The 16,166-nt window shown below is 73.5% G+C and carries 14 protein-coding genes; 3 read left to right on the top strand and 11 right to left on the bottom strand.

The features are described from left to right. Positions 1 to 90: 90 nt before the first annotated feature. Both C4U44_RS11750 and C4U44_RS11745 read right to left on the bottom strand, forming a co-directional pair. Positions 91 to 1,653 carry a hypothetical protein gene (locus tag C4U44_RS11750; protein ID WP_103885641.1) on the bottom strand — a complete coding sequence of 521 codons (1,563 nt, stop codon included), beginning with the start codon at positions 1,651 to 1,653 and terminating at the stop codon, positions 91 to 93. 242 nt (positions 1,654 to 1,895) lie between these two features. Next, entirely contained in the window at positions 1,896 to 3,275 is a 1,380-nt protein-coding gene (locus tag C4U44_RS11745; RefSeq protein WP_103885830.1) for a transcriptional regulator, read from the bottom strand. A 251-nt stretch (positions 3,276 to 3,526) separates the two neighbouring features. On the opposite strand from C4U44_RS11745, the gene C4U44_RS11740 reads away from it, so the two are divergent. The 3 genes from C4U44_RS11740 (at position 3,527) to C4U44_RS11730 (ending at position 6,971) form a co-directional block, all read left to right on the top strand. Further along, on the top strand, positions 3,527 to 4,186 hold the full coding sequence (locus tag C4U44_RS11740) for a bifunctional DNA primase/polymerase (RefSeq protein WP_235031993.1): 660 nt from the start codon (positions 3,527 to 3,529) through the stop codon (positions 4,184 to 4,186). Between the two features lie 218 nt (positions 4,187 to 4,404). Beyond that, positions 4,405 to 5,292 carry an ABC transporter ATP-binding protein gene (locus tag C4U44_RS11735; RefSeq protein WP_103885639.1) on the top strand — a complete coding sequence of 296 codons (888 nt, stop codon included), beginning with the start codon at positions 4,405 to 4,407 and terminating at the stop codon, positions 5,290 to 5,292. Further along, positions 5,289 to 6,971 (top strand): transporter, encoded by a 1,683-nt coding sequence (locus tag C4U44_RS11730; RefSeq protein ID WP_235031992.1) that lies wholly within the window; start codon positions 5,289 to 5,291, stop codon positions 6,969 to 6,971. Before C4U44_RS11735 ends, C4U44_RS11730 begins: the two co-directional genes overlap by 4 nt. Before the next feature lie 278 nt (positions 6,972 to 7,249). On the opposite strand, the gene C4U44_RS11725 is transcribed toward C4U44_RS11730, so the two are convergent. The 9 genes from C4U44_RS11725 to C4U44_RS11685 all read right to left on the bottom strand — a co-directional run bounded on the left by C4U44_RS11725 (position 7,250) and on the right by C4U44_RS11685 (position 16,155). Next, complete coding sequence (locus tag C4U44_RS11725) at positions 7,250 to 10,174, bottom strand: BTAD domain-containing putative transcriptional regulator (RefSeq protein WP_103885638.1); 2,925 nt, start codon at positions 10,172 to 10,174, stop codon at positions 7,250 to 7,252. Positions 10,175 to 10,247: 73 nt separating this feature from the next. After that, a complete protein-coding gene (locus C4U44_RS11720; RefSeq protein ID WP_103885637.1) occupies positions 10,248 to 10,754 on the bottom strand; it encodes a TadE/TadG family type IV pilus assembly protein in 507 nt (168 codons plus the stop codon). Then, a complete protein-coding gene (locus C4U44_RS11715; protein WP_103885636.1) occupies positions 10,751 to 11,227 on the bottom strand; it encodes a TadE/TadG family type IV pilus assembly protein in 477 nt (158 codons plus the stop codon). Before C4U44_RS11715 ends, C4U44_RS11720 begins: the two co-directional genes overlap by 4 nt. Positions 11,228 to 11,232: 5 nt before the next feature. After that, positions 11,233 to 11,622, bottom strand: a complete 390-nt coding sequence (locus C4U44_RS11710) for a TadE family protein (protein WP_235031991.1) — start codon at positions 11,620 to 11,622, stop codon at positions 11,233 to 11,235. A gap of 159 nt (positions 11,623 to 11,781) precedes the next feature. Further along, a complete protein-coding gene (locus tag C4U44_RS11705) occupies positions 11,782 to 12,042 on the bottom strand; it encodes a hypothetical protein (protein ID WP_235031990.1) in 261 nt (86 codons plus the stop codon). A 48-nt stretch (positions 12,043 to 12,090) separates the two neighbouring features. Further along, entirely contained in the window at positions 12,091 to 13,002 is a 912-nt protein-coding gene (locus tag C4U44_RS11700) for a type II secretion system F family protein (protein ID WP_103885634.1), read from the bottom strand. Next, positions 12,999 to 14,048: a type II secretion system F family protein gene (locus C4U44_RS11695; RefSeq protein ID WP_103885633.1), complete on the bottom strand. Its 1,050-nt coding sequence runs from the start codon at positions 14,046 to 14,048 to the stop codon at positions 12,999 to 13,001. Before C4U44_RS11695 ends, C4U44_RS11700 begins: the two co-directional genes overlap by 4 nt. Then, a complete protein-coding gene (locus C4U44_RS11690; RefSeq protein WP_103885632.1) occupies positions 14,048 to 15,358 on the bottom strand; it encodes a CpaF family protein in 1,311 nt (436 codons plus the stop codon). Before C4U44_RS11690 ends, C4U44_RS11695 begins: the two co-directional genes overlap by 1 nt. Beyond that, complete coding sequence (locus C4U44_RS11685) at positions 15,355 to 16,155, bottom strand: hypothetical protein (protein WP_103885631.1); 801 nt, start codon at positions 16,153 to 16,155, stop codon at positions 15,355 to 15,357. Before C4U44_RS11685 ends, C4U44_RS11690 begins: the two co-directional genes overlap by 4 nt. Positions 16,156 to 16,166: the final 11 nt, after the last annotated feature.

Raw genomic sequence — 16,166 nt, 5'->3', positions numbered from 1 at the left:
TCGTTCGCTCCCCCGCTCCCCCGCCGGGCCGCCCGACCGGGCTCAGCGGTCCGGGCCGGCCCGGCGGGAGGGCGGCGGGAGGGCGGCGGGTCAGAGCTGGGTGTACTGGCGCTGGGTGAGGCCGTACTTCTTGGCGATCGTGTTCCACAACTTGACCGCCTTCTTCTTCTCGGTGGTCGCGGTGCCGCTCTCACGGTCGCCGGCCTGCGTCTCCGTGGTGTTCTTGGCGTGGCCGCCGTGGCAGACCTTGTGGTTGTTCTGCGCCTGGCCGGCCCAGTTCGCGTAGTGGGTGTCGGCGGAGGAGGACGCCTGCCACGCCTTGGTGAGCGCGGCGCTGAGGGCGTCGTGGTCGGGCAGCTTGTCCAGCGGCAGCTTCGCGAGCTGGGTGACCAGCGACTTGCGCTGGTTCGCCGCGGTGTGCAGGTCGCCGGCGGCGCCCGCCAGGTTGTCGCAGGTCTTGATCGACGCGACCGCGCTCACCACCGAACTGCGGCTGGTGTCACTGGTGTTGAGCAGCGAGTTCAGCGCGGTGGCCTGCTGCTTGGCGACGTCGTCCGTGCCGCCGGCCGCGCCGGTCTTCGTGCCGCCGGACGAGCCCTGCGTGGGCGTGGCGCTCTGCGAGTCGGCCACGGTGTGGGTGCCGCCACCCCCGCCGCCCGAGTTGAGCAGCGCGCCGACCACGAGGCCGCACACCACACAACCGGCGACCACGATGCCGATCACCGCCTTCGGCGACATCCGCCGGCGGCCGCCGTCGTCGTAACCCTGCTCGGGGCTGTAGCCGGGCTCCTGGCCGCTGTAGGGCGGGTATCCGCCGCCGGGGCCCTGCGGGTACTGCTGGCCGGGCTGCTGGCGGTCCGGCGGCTGGATGATGCGCGGCCGGATCTGCGCCGGGCTCGGCACGTCATGCCGGAAGAGGTGGTCGTAGTCGCTGTCGTGCCCGGGGCCGGACTGCTGCGGCTGCTCCTCCTCGAACCCGCCGAACTGGTGGGCGTACTGCTCCTGGCCGCCGTACGACGGGCCGCCGGGCGCGGGGTAGGGGTCGAAGCCGCCGGGCTGCTGGTCGTACGCCTGCCCGTCGTACCCCTGCTGCTCGTAGCCGCCCTGCTGGTCGTACCCGCCGGGCTGGTCGTAGCCGCCGGGCCGGCCCGGCTGGTCCTGGAAGAAGGGCAGCGCCTGGGTGGCCTCGGCCGCGGAGGGCTCGGGTATGTGCGGCGACTGCGGCGGTACCGGAGGCATCGCGGGTACGGGGTCGCCGCCGGGGTAGGGCGGCAGCATCTGCGTGGCGTCGGCGACCGGGATCTGCGCGGGGGCCGGGGGGACCGGAGGAGCAGGCGGCCCGCCGAATCCCTGGCCGTGGCCCGGGACGGGACTCTGCCCGCGGCTTTCCACGTGGCCCTGGATGAGGTTCTGCCCGGGCGCCGGGGCGTGCCCTCCGGGCGGGCCCATCGGGTCGCCGCCCGGATACGGCGGGAGCATCTGCGTGGCGTCGGCCGGCTCGGCCGCCGGGGCGCCGTCGGGCGCTCCCCACGGGGTGCCGCCGGCCGGCTGGACGTGCTCGCCGTACTGCAGCGGGGGCTGCTGCTGGGCCGAGGGCAGCACGACGCCCCGGTACGCTTCGGGCGAATCCTCGCCGCGTCCGCTGCTGTGCATCGCCGCCCACTCCTGACTCTGGCCTACCGTGCAAACCGTCGGCCAACGCTACCGGGTCCCGTCGACCGCCGCCCAGGCGCCCGAACAGGTGAGCATCTCCTCACACTTGGGCATGGGGCGCGCCACGGGTGGGCGGGCCCGGCCCGGTGGGTCTGCGCAGCACTTTGACCGCAATGTGCGGGTGTGGTGTCGGTCCGGTAACGATTCGGTGGGTGGGCGCCGGCGGCACCCCTGGTTCACTCTCAGGCGGCCTCCTGTTCGTCCAGCCGGGCGTGGAAGGCGCGCACCACGGGCTCGGCGGCGAAGGGCTCCAGGCTGCGGCGGAAGTCGTCCAGATACTCCGCGCCCCGGTTGGAGCGCAGCCCCGACAGCAGCGTGACGGCCTCGCCGCCGGTGTGGCAGGCCGCGTCCAGCTCGCGCTGCTGCACCTGGGTGTCGGCGAGCAGCAGCAGGTCGATCGCGCGGCGGCGGGCCCGGGTGACCGGGTGTGCCGCGAGGGCCTCCTTGGCACGGCGGGCGGCGGGCTCGGCCTGGCCGAGGTCGCGGTGGCAGTGCGCCAACTCGTCGGCCAGGTAGGCGTGGTCGAAGTGGGCGATCCAGGGCGGGTCCTGGTCGGGCTGCGAACGGTCCATGGCGTCCAGGGCCATTCCGGCGACGGTGGCGAACGTGCGGGCGTCGCCGAGCAGCGCGTGGCCGCGCGCCTCGGCGGCGTGGAACATCGCCTCGACGGTGGGCGTGACCTGGCCGCGGGCGCCTTCCTGGGCGGCGCGGGCGAGTTGGGCGATCTCGCGGGGATTGCCGAGCGAGGCGGCGAGGTGGCTCATGCTCGCAGCCAGGATGTATCCGCCGTAGGCGCGGTCTCCCGCCGCCTGGGCCAGCCGCAGCGCCTGGATGTAATACCGCTGGGCGAGGCCGGGTTGGCCGGTGTCGACCGCCATGTAACCGGCCAGCTCGGTCAACCGGGCGACGGCGGAGAAGAGTTCGCGGCCGACCGACTCGCGGTAGCTTCCCGCGAGCAGCCCGGAGACCACGCTGTTGAGGTAGTGCACCACGACCGGGCGGACGTGGCCGCTGCCGAAGCGGTGGTCGAGGTCGGTGAGCGCCTGGGTGGTGGCCTTGACCGCCTCGACGTCGGACATGCCCACGCGGGCCCCGCCGTTGCGCGCCACGCCCGGGTCGGGGCGGGTGATCAGCCAGTCGCGGCTGGGCTCGACGAGCGCGGAGGCGGCGACGGTGGAGCCGGTGAGGAAGTCGCGCCGGCCGACGTCGCTGCGCCACAACTCGCAGACCTGCTCGATCGCGCCGAGCACGGTGGGCGCGAAGTGCAGGCCGATGCCGGTGGCGAGGTTCCGCCCGTTGGCCATGCCGATCTCGTCGATGGACACGGCGCGGCCGAGCTTGCGGCCCAGTGCCTCGGCGACGATGCCCGGCGCGCGCCCGCGCGGCTGCTGTCCGCGCAGCCAGCGGGCGACGGATGTCTTGTCGTACCGCAGGTCGAGGCCGTGCTCCGTCCCGCACATGTTGACCCTGCGGGCGAGTCCGGCGTTGGAGCAGCCGGCCTCCTGGATCAGTGCCTGGAGCCTTTCGTTCGGCTGCCGCGCCACGAGTGGTCGTGCGGCCATCGATCCCCCCTTGTCGTCCTTCGACACTCGTCATTCCCCGGCACGGACGGATAAACCCCGTAATGGCGGCAATTCACCCTTGCCGGGCGGCTCATGGCGCCGGTCCGGCTCTGCGGACGGCGCACGTCCGGTACTTACCCGTTTCCGGGCCGGGGCGCTCGTACGCGCCCCCGGACGTGCATCCGTGCGCCCGCAGGTGAGCCGCGCGAGCTGCCCCGTAACCCCGGCCGACGACGACAGTTGTGCAGCGCGTGGAAGACACCCTCGTAGTGCCGCGCCAGCTCAGCGGCTTGCACCTGCTCGACACGGCGGTCTCGTACGCGCAGGAGCGGCACTGGGAGGTGCTGCCCGGCGCGTGGCTGGAGATGAGGCCCGGGGGCGCACCGCTGTGTTCGTGCGCCTCGGCCGACTGCCCGGCTCCCGGCGCCCATCCCACCAGGCCGGACTGGGCGAACCACGCGAGCGGCAGCGGCTCGGAGGTGCGGCGGATGTGGACGAAGCAGCCCCGCTCGTCGGTCCTGCTGCCCACGGGGCGCACGTTCGACGCTCTGGAGGTTCCGGAGAGCGCCGGCTTCCACGCCCTGGCCAGGACCGAGCGCATGGAGGTGCCGCTCGGCCCGGTGATCTCCACGGGCGCGCGGCGGATGGCGTTCTTCGTGCTGCCCGGCGCCCTCGCGAAGGTGCCGCGGCTGCTGGCCGCACTGGGCTGGCCGCAGGACGCGCTGGACCTCACGGTGCGCGGGGAGGGCGACTGGGTGGTGGCCCCGCCGACCCGGATGGGCGCGGGAGGCTGCGCGCAGTGGGCCCGGCGTCCCACCGCGGCGAACCGGTGGCTGCCGGACGTCGAGGAAGTGCTGAGCCCGCTGGCGTACGCGTGCGGGCGCGAGGCGGCGGCCCGCTCCGCCCGCTGAACTCCACCTGGCGGCCGGTGACTTTGTGTTACCCATCCCGGCTCGTCGCCAAACTCCACGATCCCCGGTGGACCGGTGTTTCCGGGGTTCCCTCGGAACCCACCCACCTTTCCAGTCACTGTCAGTGGCCGCACATAGAGTTGGCGCTGCGTGGGAAGCGCGTCGGTGGGCGCGGACGGGGACTGCGGACCCGGGGACTCGGGGAGAGGTGCGGTGCGATGGGTGAGGCGCACGGGACGGAGCGGAACACGGGCGGCCGGCCGCTGCCGTCCTACTACGGGGACCGGGCCGGTCCGGCCGGACGCGGCGCGGGGCAGCAGCCGGGAGAGGCCTCGGGAGCTCCGCCCGCGCTGCGGGTGCGCGGCCTGCGCAAGCGGTTCGGCGAGCAGGAGGCCGTGGCGGGCATCGACCTGGAGCTGCCGGCCGGCCACTTCGCCGGCCTGGTCGGGCCCAACGGCGCGGGGAAGACCACAACGCTGTCGATGGTGACCGGCCTGCTGCGTCCCGACGAGGGCCTGGTCGAGATCGTGGGCCGCGACGTGTGGAGCGACCCGGTCGGCGTGAAGTCACGGATCGGCGTCCTGCCGGAAGGACTGCGGCTGTTCGAGCGCCTGTCGGGCCGCGAGCTGCTCACCTTCACCGGCCGGCTGCGCGGCCTCCCGGTGCGGGACGTCGACCTGCGCGCCACCCAACTGCTGGACGTGCTGGACCTGTCGGCCGCGCAGCACAAGCTCGTCGTCGACTACTCCACCGGCATGCGCAAGAAGATCGGCCTCGCCGCGGCCTTGCTGCACAACCCCGAAGTTCTCTTCCTCGACGAACCGTTCGAGGGCGTCGACCCGGTGTCCGCGCAGGTCATCCGCGGCGTGCTGGAGCGGTACACGGCCACCGGCGGCACCGTGGTGTTCTCCTCCCACGTGATGGAGCTGGTGGAGAGCCTGTGCGACTGGGTCGCGGTGATGGCCGCGGGCCGGATCGTGGCGCACGGGCCGCTGGCCGAGGTGCGCGGCGAGGCGGGCACCCTCCAGGACGCCTTCCTCTCCCTCGTGGGGGCCGACCGGCGCTCCGCGGGAGACCTGGACTGGCTCGGCGGGGGCCCCAAGTGACGGTCTCCGGGCCGCTCGCCACCGGCTCACCGCTGCCGCCCGGCCCGGCCGCTCCGGCACCTGGGGAGCGTGCCGCGCCGGTCACGGCGACCTTCGTCCGCCTCAAGCTGGCCGTGCTGCGCAACGGGGTGCGGCAGTCCCGCGGCCGCACCGTGAGCTGGTGCATCGGCGTCGGCCTGGCGATGCTCTACGCGCTGGGCAACGGCGCGGGGATGATCGCCCTGCGGGGAAGCGTGTACGCACCCGCAGCCGCCGTCACCATGGCGGCGGTCCTGGCGATCGGCTGGTCGGTGATGCCGCTGTTCTTCTTCGGCGGCGACGACACGCTGGACCCGACCCGGCTGGCGATGCTGCCGCTGCGCCCGCGGCCGCTCATCGTCGCCCTCCTGACCTCGTCGATGATCGGCGCCGGCCCGTTGTTCACGCTGCTGGTGGGCACCGGTGCGGTCGTCGCGGTCGCGCACGGCGTCGCGGGCACGGTCGTCGCGGTGCCCGCGGTGATCCTGCTGCTGGCGATCTGCGCGGCCCTGTCCCGGGGTGTCGCGGCGGCCAACACCCGTCTGCTGACCAGCCGCAAGGGCCGCGACCTGGCCCTGCTCAGCGGGCTGATCGTGGCGGTCGGCGCCCAGCTGGTCAACCTCGCGCTCAGCTCCCTGTCCTCCCACCACGACCTGCACCGGGTCACTTCGGTGACCTCCGTGCTGCGCTGGATCCCCCCGGCCTCCGCGGTCGACGCCGTGCAGTCGGTCTCCGACGGGGCGTACGGCCGGGCGGCGGCCCAACTGGCGCTCGCCGTAATCGTGCTGGCCGTGGTGCTGCGCTGGTGGTACACCACGCTGCACCGGCTGATGATGTCGCCGGACTCCTCCACCCTCCAGCCCGCGCCCGACAGCACCGAGCGCAAGGGCAGCAGCCGCCCGCCGCTGCTCGCGCGACTGCTCCCCGCGCGGTGGGCGGCGAGCCGGACCGCCACCGTGACGGAGCGCCAGTTCCGCTACGTCGCCCGCGATCCGCGGCTGCGCGCGTCCTGGGCGACCGGGCTCGCGGTGGGGCTGCTGCTGCCGCTCGTCGCCGTGGTGCAGCACGGCTCGGTCTACCAGTGCCTCTGGACGGCGGGCCTGCTGGGCCTGCAGATGTACAACCAGTTCGGGATGGACAACTCCGCCTTCTGGACGATCGCCGCGACCATCACCAGCCGGCAGGACGCGGAGGCGGAGCTGCGCGGCCGCGCCCTCATGCTCAGCGCGGTCGCCCTCCCCTACGTCACCGTGGTCACGTGCGCGACCGCACTGCTGCTGGGGAAGACCGGGGCGCTGCCCGAAGTACTGGGGATGGGCCTGGCGTTCCTCGGCGCGCTGATCTCCACCGGCGCCTACGCGAGCGTCCGGTTCCCCTACACGGTCGCGCAGGACAACGCGTTCGGGAACGCCGCGCCGGGGAACGGCTCGCTCGTGGCGTTCAACGCCCTGGGCGGGAGCGTCGTCGCGTCCGCGTTCTGCCTGCCGGTGCTCGGCCTGGACCTCGCGCTGCACCTGACCGGCCACCACGCCCTGCTGTGGACGGTGCTGCCGATCGGCGCGGTGTACGCGCTGGCGCTGTCGGTGGTGGGGCTGCGGTTCACCGCGCCCCGGATGTTCGAGCGACTGCCGGAGATCCTCAGCGCGGTGTCGGGGCCCTGAAGGTTCGCGGGGCGGTCCGCGGTTGACGCTGTCCACGGGGCTCTTGCGGTCCGCGTCCGGCCGGCGCGTCCCTGGCGCCTCCCGGGCGCCGCGCGGAAAGAGCGGGGCACCTCCGCCCCGACCCGCCCCGGCCCAAACATGAGGACCGGGCGGCCCGCCTGTGAAGTCCGGGCGGCCCACCCGTCGTTCCGGCCGAGCCGCCCGAAAGCACGAAGCCGCCCCCGGCTCCTCCCGCGGCATGCCGAGCGGAAGAACCAGGGGCGACCAAGCAGCACCCTTCAGTTCGCGATGCTGCCCCGCCAGGTGGGAAGCAGGTCGTCGAGCAGCGCCTCGACCCGCGGCGGGAGGCCGCGGGAGGGGCCGTTGGCGTGCGCGCGGGCGAAGAGCGACGAGGCGGCGGCCTCCAGCCGGCCGGGATCACCGGTGGCCTCCGCGGCGCGCAGGTAGGCCAGCCACAGCCGCTCGTCGTCGGGCGAGACCGCCATACCGGTCTCGATCGCGGCGACGGCCGCCTTCGGCTTGCCCGCCTCGAGGTGGAGCTGGGCCAGCGCGAGCGCGATCTCCGCGACGAGCACGGGGTGCTGGGCGTCCACGATCTCGTGGCCGAGCCAGCCGTAGCGGCCCGGCGCCCGGTCCTCGAAGAGCCGGCCGCGGGCGAGCGAGAGCGCGTCGGTGAGCAGCCGGCGGCGGGCGGCGGGATCGCCGGCCGCGCGCCCCTCGGTGGCCTCGTGGTGGAGCGTCTGCAGCACGTCCCAGTCCGAGACGACCGACGTGCTGAGCACGATCCGCCCCGTGCCGTCCAGACGCAGTCGCTCCCCGCCGTCGGGGTCGGTGCCGAGCCAGTCGCGCAGCCGGGCGATGAGCGCGTCCCGCACGTCCTCGGTCACCCCGCGCGGCCACAGCGCGGACGCCAGCACCCGCGGGTGGACGCCCTCGCGGTGGAGCAGCAGCAGCGCCAGCGCCTCGTGCAGCAGGCCGCTGCGCTCGCGGTCGGGCGCGTCGATGCCGACGACCTCGAACGGGCCGAGCAGCCGCGCGTACACGCCCGGCCGGCCCTGGTCGCTGAGGTCCACCAGGAAGGGCGGGGCATCCGGGCCGGGGTCGTCCCCGCCCGCTTCGGCGAACAGCCGCAGCACCGACTCGTACTGCGCCTTGGGCAGCAACTGCGCCTCCATGTCCAGGCCGAGCAGCGGCGCGAGCAGCCGTCCGGACGCGGTGACCTCCAACTCCCAAGCGGCGCCCGGCAGATCGGCGCGGCCGGCGCCAACCAGGTAACCGATGCCCAACCGACCGGCGTCCGACGCGAGGTCGGCCAGCCGCTGGGCCTCCTCCTCGCTCGGCTCGGTGGCCAGCAGCACCAGGTGCGGCGCCCACTGCGTGTGCTGGGCACGGCCGGTGCGGCCGGTGAGCACGCTGTCCTGGCCCGCGGTGCGCAGCGCGCCGGAGCGCTGCACCGTCTCCGCGGCCATGATCTCCACGACCTCCGCGACCGTACCGATGTGCCGCACCCGCGCGGGCGCCAGCGCGGTCAGGTCCTGCGCGAAGCCGACCAGGGTGACCGTCATCCGGTCCGACCACCCGTTGGTCGCCAACTCGGCGGCGACCGAGGCGAGTACGGCCTCGCGGTCGGCCTTCGCGCCGCTGAGCGAGACGATCCCTGGTACCGCTTCGAGGTTGAGCAGCAGCCGGGCGCTGTCCAGGGTGCCCAGCACCACCAGGCCCGGGTACGGAGCCGCCACCGACGTGTCGACGTCCTCGACCAGTTGGGCGCGCTCCAGCTGCCAGAAGGTCTCGTCCTGCCCGGTCCGCCAGGGGGCCGGGGGCTGCCCGTCCGGCCAGGCGAGTTGCAGGTGCAGGGAGTCCTCGGTGAGCCAGGCCGCGTACACCGTGGGCAGCTTGCGCCCGTCCGCGTCGAGGTGGGCCGACAGCGAGCGCAGCGCCCGGTCGAGGAAGGAGACGGCCTGCTGGTCGGCGCCGATCCGCAGCGCGTCGGCGACGTCGGCCTCGGGGCCGGTGGGGGTACGCGGGGTGCGCAGCGCGCCCGCGGTCAGCGACTGCCACAGCGCGGTGCGGCGCCGCCGCCCCAGCGCGGCGAGCAGGCCCGCGGCCAGCAGCGGCGCGCCGATCAGCGCGTCGGACAGGTCGAAGCCGTGCGAGGCGGACAGGCCGGTGACGGCCTCGCTCGCGCCGCCCGCGACGCTCTCGTGCGCCCCTCCGCCCGCGTGCCGGCCGCCGCCCCCGCCACCGGAACCGCCCTGGTCGCCGGCCTGGTGCTGGGTGGCGGCGTGCGCGCCCTCGGCGGTCGTGTCCTTGGCGCCGCCGTGCTGGGCGTAGTGCTCGATGTCGGGCGCGGTGTGCGGGGCCGCGACGGGCATCTCGACCAGGTCGCCGCCGTGCGCGTCGGCGGGCATCTCCAGCACCCACCCGGGCCGGATCAGGCTGGCCTGCGACAGCTTCGAACCGTCGGGCTGCACCCGGTCCTTGTTGAGCTGGTAGACCTCCTTGTACCGGCGGCCGTCGCCGAGGTGCCGCTGCGCTATCTCCCACAGCGAGTCGTGGTGCCGGCCCTCGGGCGGGTTGATCCGGTAGAACTTCGTCGCCTGCTGGCCGGCCTGACCGCTACCCTGCGCGGTGGCCGCGCTCGGCCCGGTCTGGTGCTGGACGGCGGCCTGGTGGGCAGCCACCTGCTGGCCGGGGGTGGCCTGGGCGGTCGCGGCCACGCCCGGACGGGCCTGGCTCTCCATCGAGTGCTGCTGGCCGAGTTGGGCCAGGCCCGGAACGAGGCCGGCGGTGCTCACCCCGAGCAGCAGCAGCGCCGCGATCAGCTGCCGGGCCAGGATCTGGCTCGGGCCGCTGCCGGGCACCCGGGTCGGCATGCCGACCCCGGACACCGCGGCCTTCGCCTCCACCAGCACGCACGCCGTGAACTGCGCCCACGCCACCCACACCAGGATGGCCAGCGTGTTGACGAACGTCTCCGAGGTGATCGGCTGCTGCAGCACGTCGGAGTTGAAGTGGTGCGGGAACGGCGACCCGATGTACAGCAGCAGTGCCGCCGGCACCGCCACTACCAGCAGGAGGAGCGCGAGGAACGCCCCGAACGCCCGTACCAGGTCGCCGAACGTGCGGCGTCTGCGCGGCGGGCCGACCGCCCGCCCGCCCTGCTGCACGGGGTTCCGTCCCGTGGCGGTGGTGCGTGCCATGGCTGCTTCCTCTGCCTTCGGTGGTACGGGTCCTTGTCGTACGGTCTGGTGCTCTGCGGTCCGCCGCCGGCGGTCAGTTGCCGGGGCCGGTGATCGACACCGCGTCCGCCTTGCCTTCCACGGTGATCGACTTGCCGTAGAAGAAGCCACTGAGGATCGGTTGGTAGGTCACGTACACCACCACCTCGACCCGGTCGGGGCCGGTCGGCGGTGTCGGGCAGCCCGCGCGGCGCCAGTCGCTGGCCGGGAGGTGAACGTCCCGGGCGAACTGCTGGACCCGCGCGGTGCACTGCTGGTAGTCGATCACCGGCTGCGCGCCCGGCTGGGCGTTGCGCAGGGCGTCGACGTCGATGTCCTGCGCGGCGTAGCGGGCGGCCTGCTCGGCGATGTCGGCGGCGCGTTCGCGCTTGGCGATGGACAGGCCGCCGTCCACCACGAAGGCGGCCAGCGCCATGAACACCAGCGCGAAGATCACGACCGCGGCGGCGCCGGAACCGCGGTCGTCCTCGCGCAGCGCCCGCAGCCGCGCCGCCAGCGTGCGCCCCGCCGGTACGGTCCGGTCCTCCGTCGCCGCCGTCATGTCGCCGACCTGCGGAACGGGTCGAGCGGCGAGGCCGACGTGGAGGTCACGGTCTTCCTGATCGGCAGCCCGAGAAAGCTCAACCCGCGCACCGTGCAGGTGACCTGGATCGTGAAGAGGGTGTCGGGCTGGAAGCTGGTGTCGCCGATCGGGGTGACCGTCGCCGGGCTGGTGCAGGTCCCCTTCAGGTCGCTCTGCGCCGCGCTGACCGCCTGCTGGATCGCCTCCGAGCGGCTGTGCTCGATGGAGCCGGCCCGGGCCGCGTCGCGCGCCGCGCCGTCCACCGCGCCCCGGCCGTCGACGAGTTGGCCGAAGGCGACCAGGATCAGCACCATCAGGATGATCACCGGCGCGAGGATGACCACCTCGATGGTGGACAACCCCCGGTCGCCGCAAGCGGGTTGCGGACAGACCTCCGCCCGGCGGGGCGGCCGCCACCGCGCCCGCAGGCGGTCGTACCTCGCGAACTCCATGTCTCTCATCCCCCGTTGTCCGGCACGAACCGCTCGACCGGACCCTCCGACGTCTCGTCCACCTTGAAGGAGAACCCCGGCAGCGGGAAGACCGCGGGCACCTTCGCCGTCACCTGGACCCTGACGGTGTTGGGGTCCTGCGGGTCCCTGCTCGGGTCGACGTGCGGGTTGATCAGCAGGTCCGGCCCGAGCTGCCGGATGTAGTCGCTCGCGGCCTGGCTGGCGTCACCGGACCAGTTCTGGCCGGTCGCCGCCTCGTCCCTCGCCTTGCGGGCGCCGGCCCGCGCGGCCGCCTGGGCCACGTGGTCGGCGAAGTAGTACATCCCGAACTGCACCGTCGCGAAGATCATGAAGAACAGCACCGGGGTGAGGAAGACGAACTCGATGGCGGTCATGCCCCGGTCGCCGCCGGGGCATGCCGGAGCACGTCCCGGCGACGCAGTCGCGCGGCTGCCCACGCCGCTGTCGCCGTGCGCCGCGTCGAGTCTGCGGCGTACGGCTCGGCGCACTGTACGGGTCGTCCGTCCCATGGCTGCTCTCCCCCGACCGGCCGGTCAGCAGTTGCTGTTGCTGCCGTCCGTGCTACCGATGCAGTTGCCGACCTTGGTGGCCTTGTCGTTGAGGGCGTTCTTGATGATGAAGCCGACCGCGGCGACGATGGCCACCACGATCGCCGAGATCACCACCCACTCGACGGCGGAGGCCCCTCGGGACATGTCCTCGTCGTTGCGGACGCGGTCGATCCGCCCCCGCAGGTAGGTGTGGAGGAAGGCGATGGTCGGATTGAAGGCTGACAGTCGGTCCATGCGGTTCATGGCTCGGTCCTCTCGTGGACGGTCGTCGTTCGGGCGGCGCGGTGGTGATCAGACCTGGAAGACCCGCATCGCTGCGGGGAAGATCAGGAAGACCAGGAAGCCGGCGGCGAGCAGCATCTGCGCGACGAGCATCGACTGGGACTGCTCACCCGCCTCGCCCTCGATCTCGGACAGCTCCCGGTGGCGCATCGTCTCGGCACGCGAGGCCAGCGACTCGCGGATCTTCGCGCCGTCATCGGCGACCAGCGCGAGGGTGACGCCGAGGTCCTGCAACTCCTCGATGCCCAGCTCGTCGCCGAGCCGGCCGAGCGCGACCCACTGGCTGGTGCCGGTGATCCGCGCGTCGGCCAGGCAGTTGCGGATGCGCATCAGCGCCCAGCCGTCGCTGATCTCGGCTGCCGCCATCAGCGCCTCGGGCAGGCCGCGCCCGCCGGCGAGGTTCATGGAGACCAGGTCGAGGTAGGCGCCGATCACCCGCCGCAGGTCCTTGCGCTTGACCGCGGCGTCCCGCCGTACCTCGACGTCGGGCAGCAGGAAGAACACGACCCCGAACAGCACCGCCAGCCAGACCGGGATGATCGGGCTGATGCCGAAGCCGACCTCGGCTCCCACCGCGAAGAGCGCCGGGCCGAAGACCACACCGGCCGCGGCCAGCACCGTCTTGGTGGCGAGGAAGGCTTCCCAACTGCGGTCGAGGACCGCGAGGTCGGCGCGCAGCGAGCGCTGCTCCCACCCCTGCTGGAGGTAGAACGCGGCGACCCGCTGGCCGATCTGGGCGCGCCAGCCCTCGGCCTTGACGACGGTCTCGGACCCGGTGGTGGCACCGGTGGCGCGCAGCGCGTCGATCTGCGCGATGGTCGACACCGCGCTGCGCCGGCTGGGCGTCAGCGCCCGGATCAGGGCGAAGATGCCCAGGCCGAGGACCCCGCCGACCAGACACGCGAAGACGATGGTGTTCATCGGCCGGCCCCCTGTCCCGGCACGGCCGGACGGCCCTGCGCTCCGTAGCCCGGCAGGCCCTGGGCCTGACCCGGCGGCTGCTGCGCCGCGGCACCGTACGGCGAGGCGGCCTGCGCCCCGGCCGCGTTCTGGCCCGCCGGCGGGAACTGCCCCACCATCTGCGGCTGTTGTGCGGTGCGTTCCGGCCCGTGCACGAGGAAGCGGTCCGGCGTCTCGATCTTCGACAGCTTCCGCAGCCACCAGAACCCGGCCGCGAACAGCAGGCACACGACGGCGAGCACGAGCTGGCCGACCGCGGTGTTGTACGGCTTGACGAAGCCCCGGTTGAAGATGGACAGGCCCAGCACGAACACCACGGAGACCACGACGACGATCTGCACGCTGCGCCGGGTGCTGGCCCGCTGTGCCATCACGCGCTGCCGCATGTCCACTTCCTCGCGGGAGGACTTGGCCAGCGCGCCCAGCACGTCGCGCAGACCCGGGCCGCGCAGGCGGGCGTTGAGGATCAGGGCGGCGATGATGATGTCGGCCGACGCGTCGTTGATCTCGTCGGCGAGCACCTGGAGCGCGTCGGGCAGCGGCCAGCGGGCCCGCAACCGGTCGACGAGGGAGTCGAGATGGATCCGCAGCGCCGGTGCGGCGGCCCGGGCGGACGCCGGGATTGCCTGCTCCAGGCCGACGGCGCCGGCGATGGTGTCGCGCAGCGACTCGGTCCAGCCTGCCAGTGCCTCCACCCGCTTCATCGCGGCCCGCTCCTCGGAGGCACCGCCGAACAGCCGGTCCCACGCGAAGACGAGCAGCGCGGTGGCCAGGCCGAGCACCAGCCAGCGGGTGAGGCCCAGCACCGCCAGCCCGATCAGGATGGCGATGGAGCCGCGCTGGGTCAGGAAGCGGCCGAACTCCGAGGCGCGTTCGGCCCCGGACTGACCCGCGGCCACCGGTTTGGGCGCCCAGCCACGCATGGCGGCCAGGAAGAGCGCGACGCCGCCGCCGACGACTGCTCCGGCCAGGAGTCCGTAGAACGCGGTCAGCGAGAAGATCCCCATTACCGCCACACCCCCGTGGGCTGGTAGCCGTTGGCGAGCAGCTCGTCGAGGCAGGAGATGGGGGCGTGCGGCAGGGCCACGGCCGCCTCCGGGTGCTCGGCGAAGATCTCGCTGGAAAGGACGCGTCCGTCCACGCCGTTCACCTCGCGGATCGAGGTGACGACACGGCGCAGCGTGCCACCGCGCTGGAAGTCGTTGCGGCGCTGGATGAACACCACGAAGTCGATGGCGCCGGCCACCAGCATCTGCGACGCCTCCACCGGCAGCCGCTCCCGCGCCTGCAGCGCGTAGGTGGAGATGCGGTTGAAGACCTCGGCGGAACCGTTGGCGTGGATGGTCGACAGGGAACCGTCGTTGCCCTGCGACATGGCGTTCAGCATGGTCACGATCTCGTCGCCGAGCACCTCGCCGACGATCACCCGGGAGGGGTTCATACGCAGCGAGCGGCGGACGAGCTCGGCCATCGAGATGGCGCCCAGACCCTCGGAGTTGGGCAGCCGTTCCTCGAACGCCACCACGTTGGGGTGGAGTTCGGGGAACTGGTCCAACCCGAGTTCCAGGGCGCGCTCGACGGTGATGAGGCGTTCGTGGGTCGGGATGACGTTGGCCATCGCTCGCAGCAGCGTGGTCTTCCCGGCGTTGGTGGCCCCGGCGATCATCAGGTTCTTGCGAGCGAGCACCGCCGAGGACAGGAACGAGCCGACCTCGGGGGTGATCGTGTGGTTGCCGACCAGGTCGGCGAGGAAAACCTTGCCCAGGCGCGCGCGCCGGATGGACAGCGCGGGGCGGCGGGTGACGTCCATGACGGCCGAGAGCCGGGAGCCGTCCGGGAGCCGCAGGTCGAGCTGCGGGTTGGCGGAGTCGAACGGCCGGGAGGACAGGCCGGAGTAGGCGCCGAGCACCTGGATCAGCTCGATCAGTTCCTCGTCGGTCTCGGCGACCGGCTCGGACTGGAGCTCGCGCCCGTCGGAGTAGCCGACGAAGACCTGGTCGCAGCCGTTGATGTCGATGTTCTCGACCTCGGGGTCGTCCAGCAGCGGCTGGAGCCGGCCGACGCCGAAGAGCGCGGCGTGCACCGCGGCGGCGTACGCCTCCTCCGCCCCGGCGTCCGGCGGGGTGCGGCCGATGGCGATCTCGGCCCGCGCGTAGTCCTCCAGTATCTGGGCGATGATCGCCCGGGCGAAGTGCCGCTCGTCCTCGGGCGACATCGCCATGCGGGACTCGACCTGGTCCACCCGGCGCTGCTCGGCGATGCGGTCGCCCGCCTCCTGCCGGAAGCGCTTGACGAGCGAGTGGTCGACCTCGCTCATCGCAGGACCCCGTACCTCTGCGGTACGTCGGCGGTGACCTGGCGGGCGGAGCGGATCAGCAGGGACTTGTCGAGGCGGCCGCGGCGCCGGCCGCTGAGCATCTCGGCGCCGGCCGGGTCGTGGGCGAGGGTGCCGACCACCCGGGCGGAGATTTGCGACGCCACCAGCATCTCGTTGACCTGCGCGGCGAGCCGGCCGCTCTGGCTGCTGTCGGCGATCAGCAGGACGCCGATCGGCGGGTAGCCGAGCGCGGCCGCACCGCGCTGCGAGCCGTGCAGCTTCGCCGACAGCGCGCCGGCCCGGTCCCTGACCCGGGCCAGGCTCTCCGGCGCGGCGCCCGCGACCAGCAGCACCAGGGCCGCGTGCGGCAGCAGTTCGAGGGTCGGGGAGTCGGGGCCGATCCGGCCGCAGTCGGCGATCACGTCGGCGGCGCCGTTCGGTGACTCCGCGAGCGTGGCGAACGCCTGGCCGAGCATCGGCCACAATCCGGCCAGGCCGGCGGCCTGTTCGGCGGAGGCCAGTCCAACCAGGACGTCAAGTCCACCCACCAGCGGTTGCGAGTGGTCCCACAACTGCTCGGCGGCCAGGCCGTGCCGGGCGGTCGCGGCCAGCGAGAGCAGGCCGGAGTTGGGGTTGAGCACGCCGCCGTGCGCACCGGCCGAGCGGTACACGAGGTCCCCGCCGGCCGGGTCGGCCTCGGCGAGCAGGACGCGGCGCGGCCATACGGCCGCGAGCGCGACCGCGGTCGTGGTGACGCCGGGGGAACCCTTGTCCGCGGCGATTGCGATCAGTGCCATCTCGTCCGCGC

Source organism: Actinacidiphila yanglinensis, from assembly GCF_900107965.1.
Taxonomy (GTDB): Bacteria; Actinomycetota; Actinomycetes; order Streptomycetales; family Streptomycetaceae; genus Actinacidiphila; species Actinacidiphila yanglinensis.
This window is presented reverse-complemented; position numbering and strand designations above follow the sequence as displayed.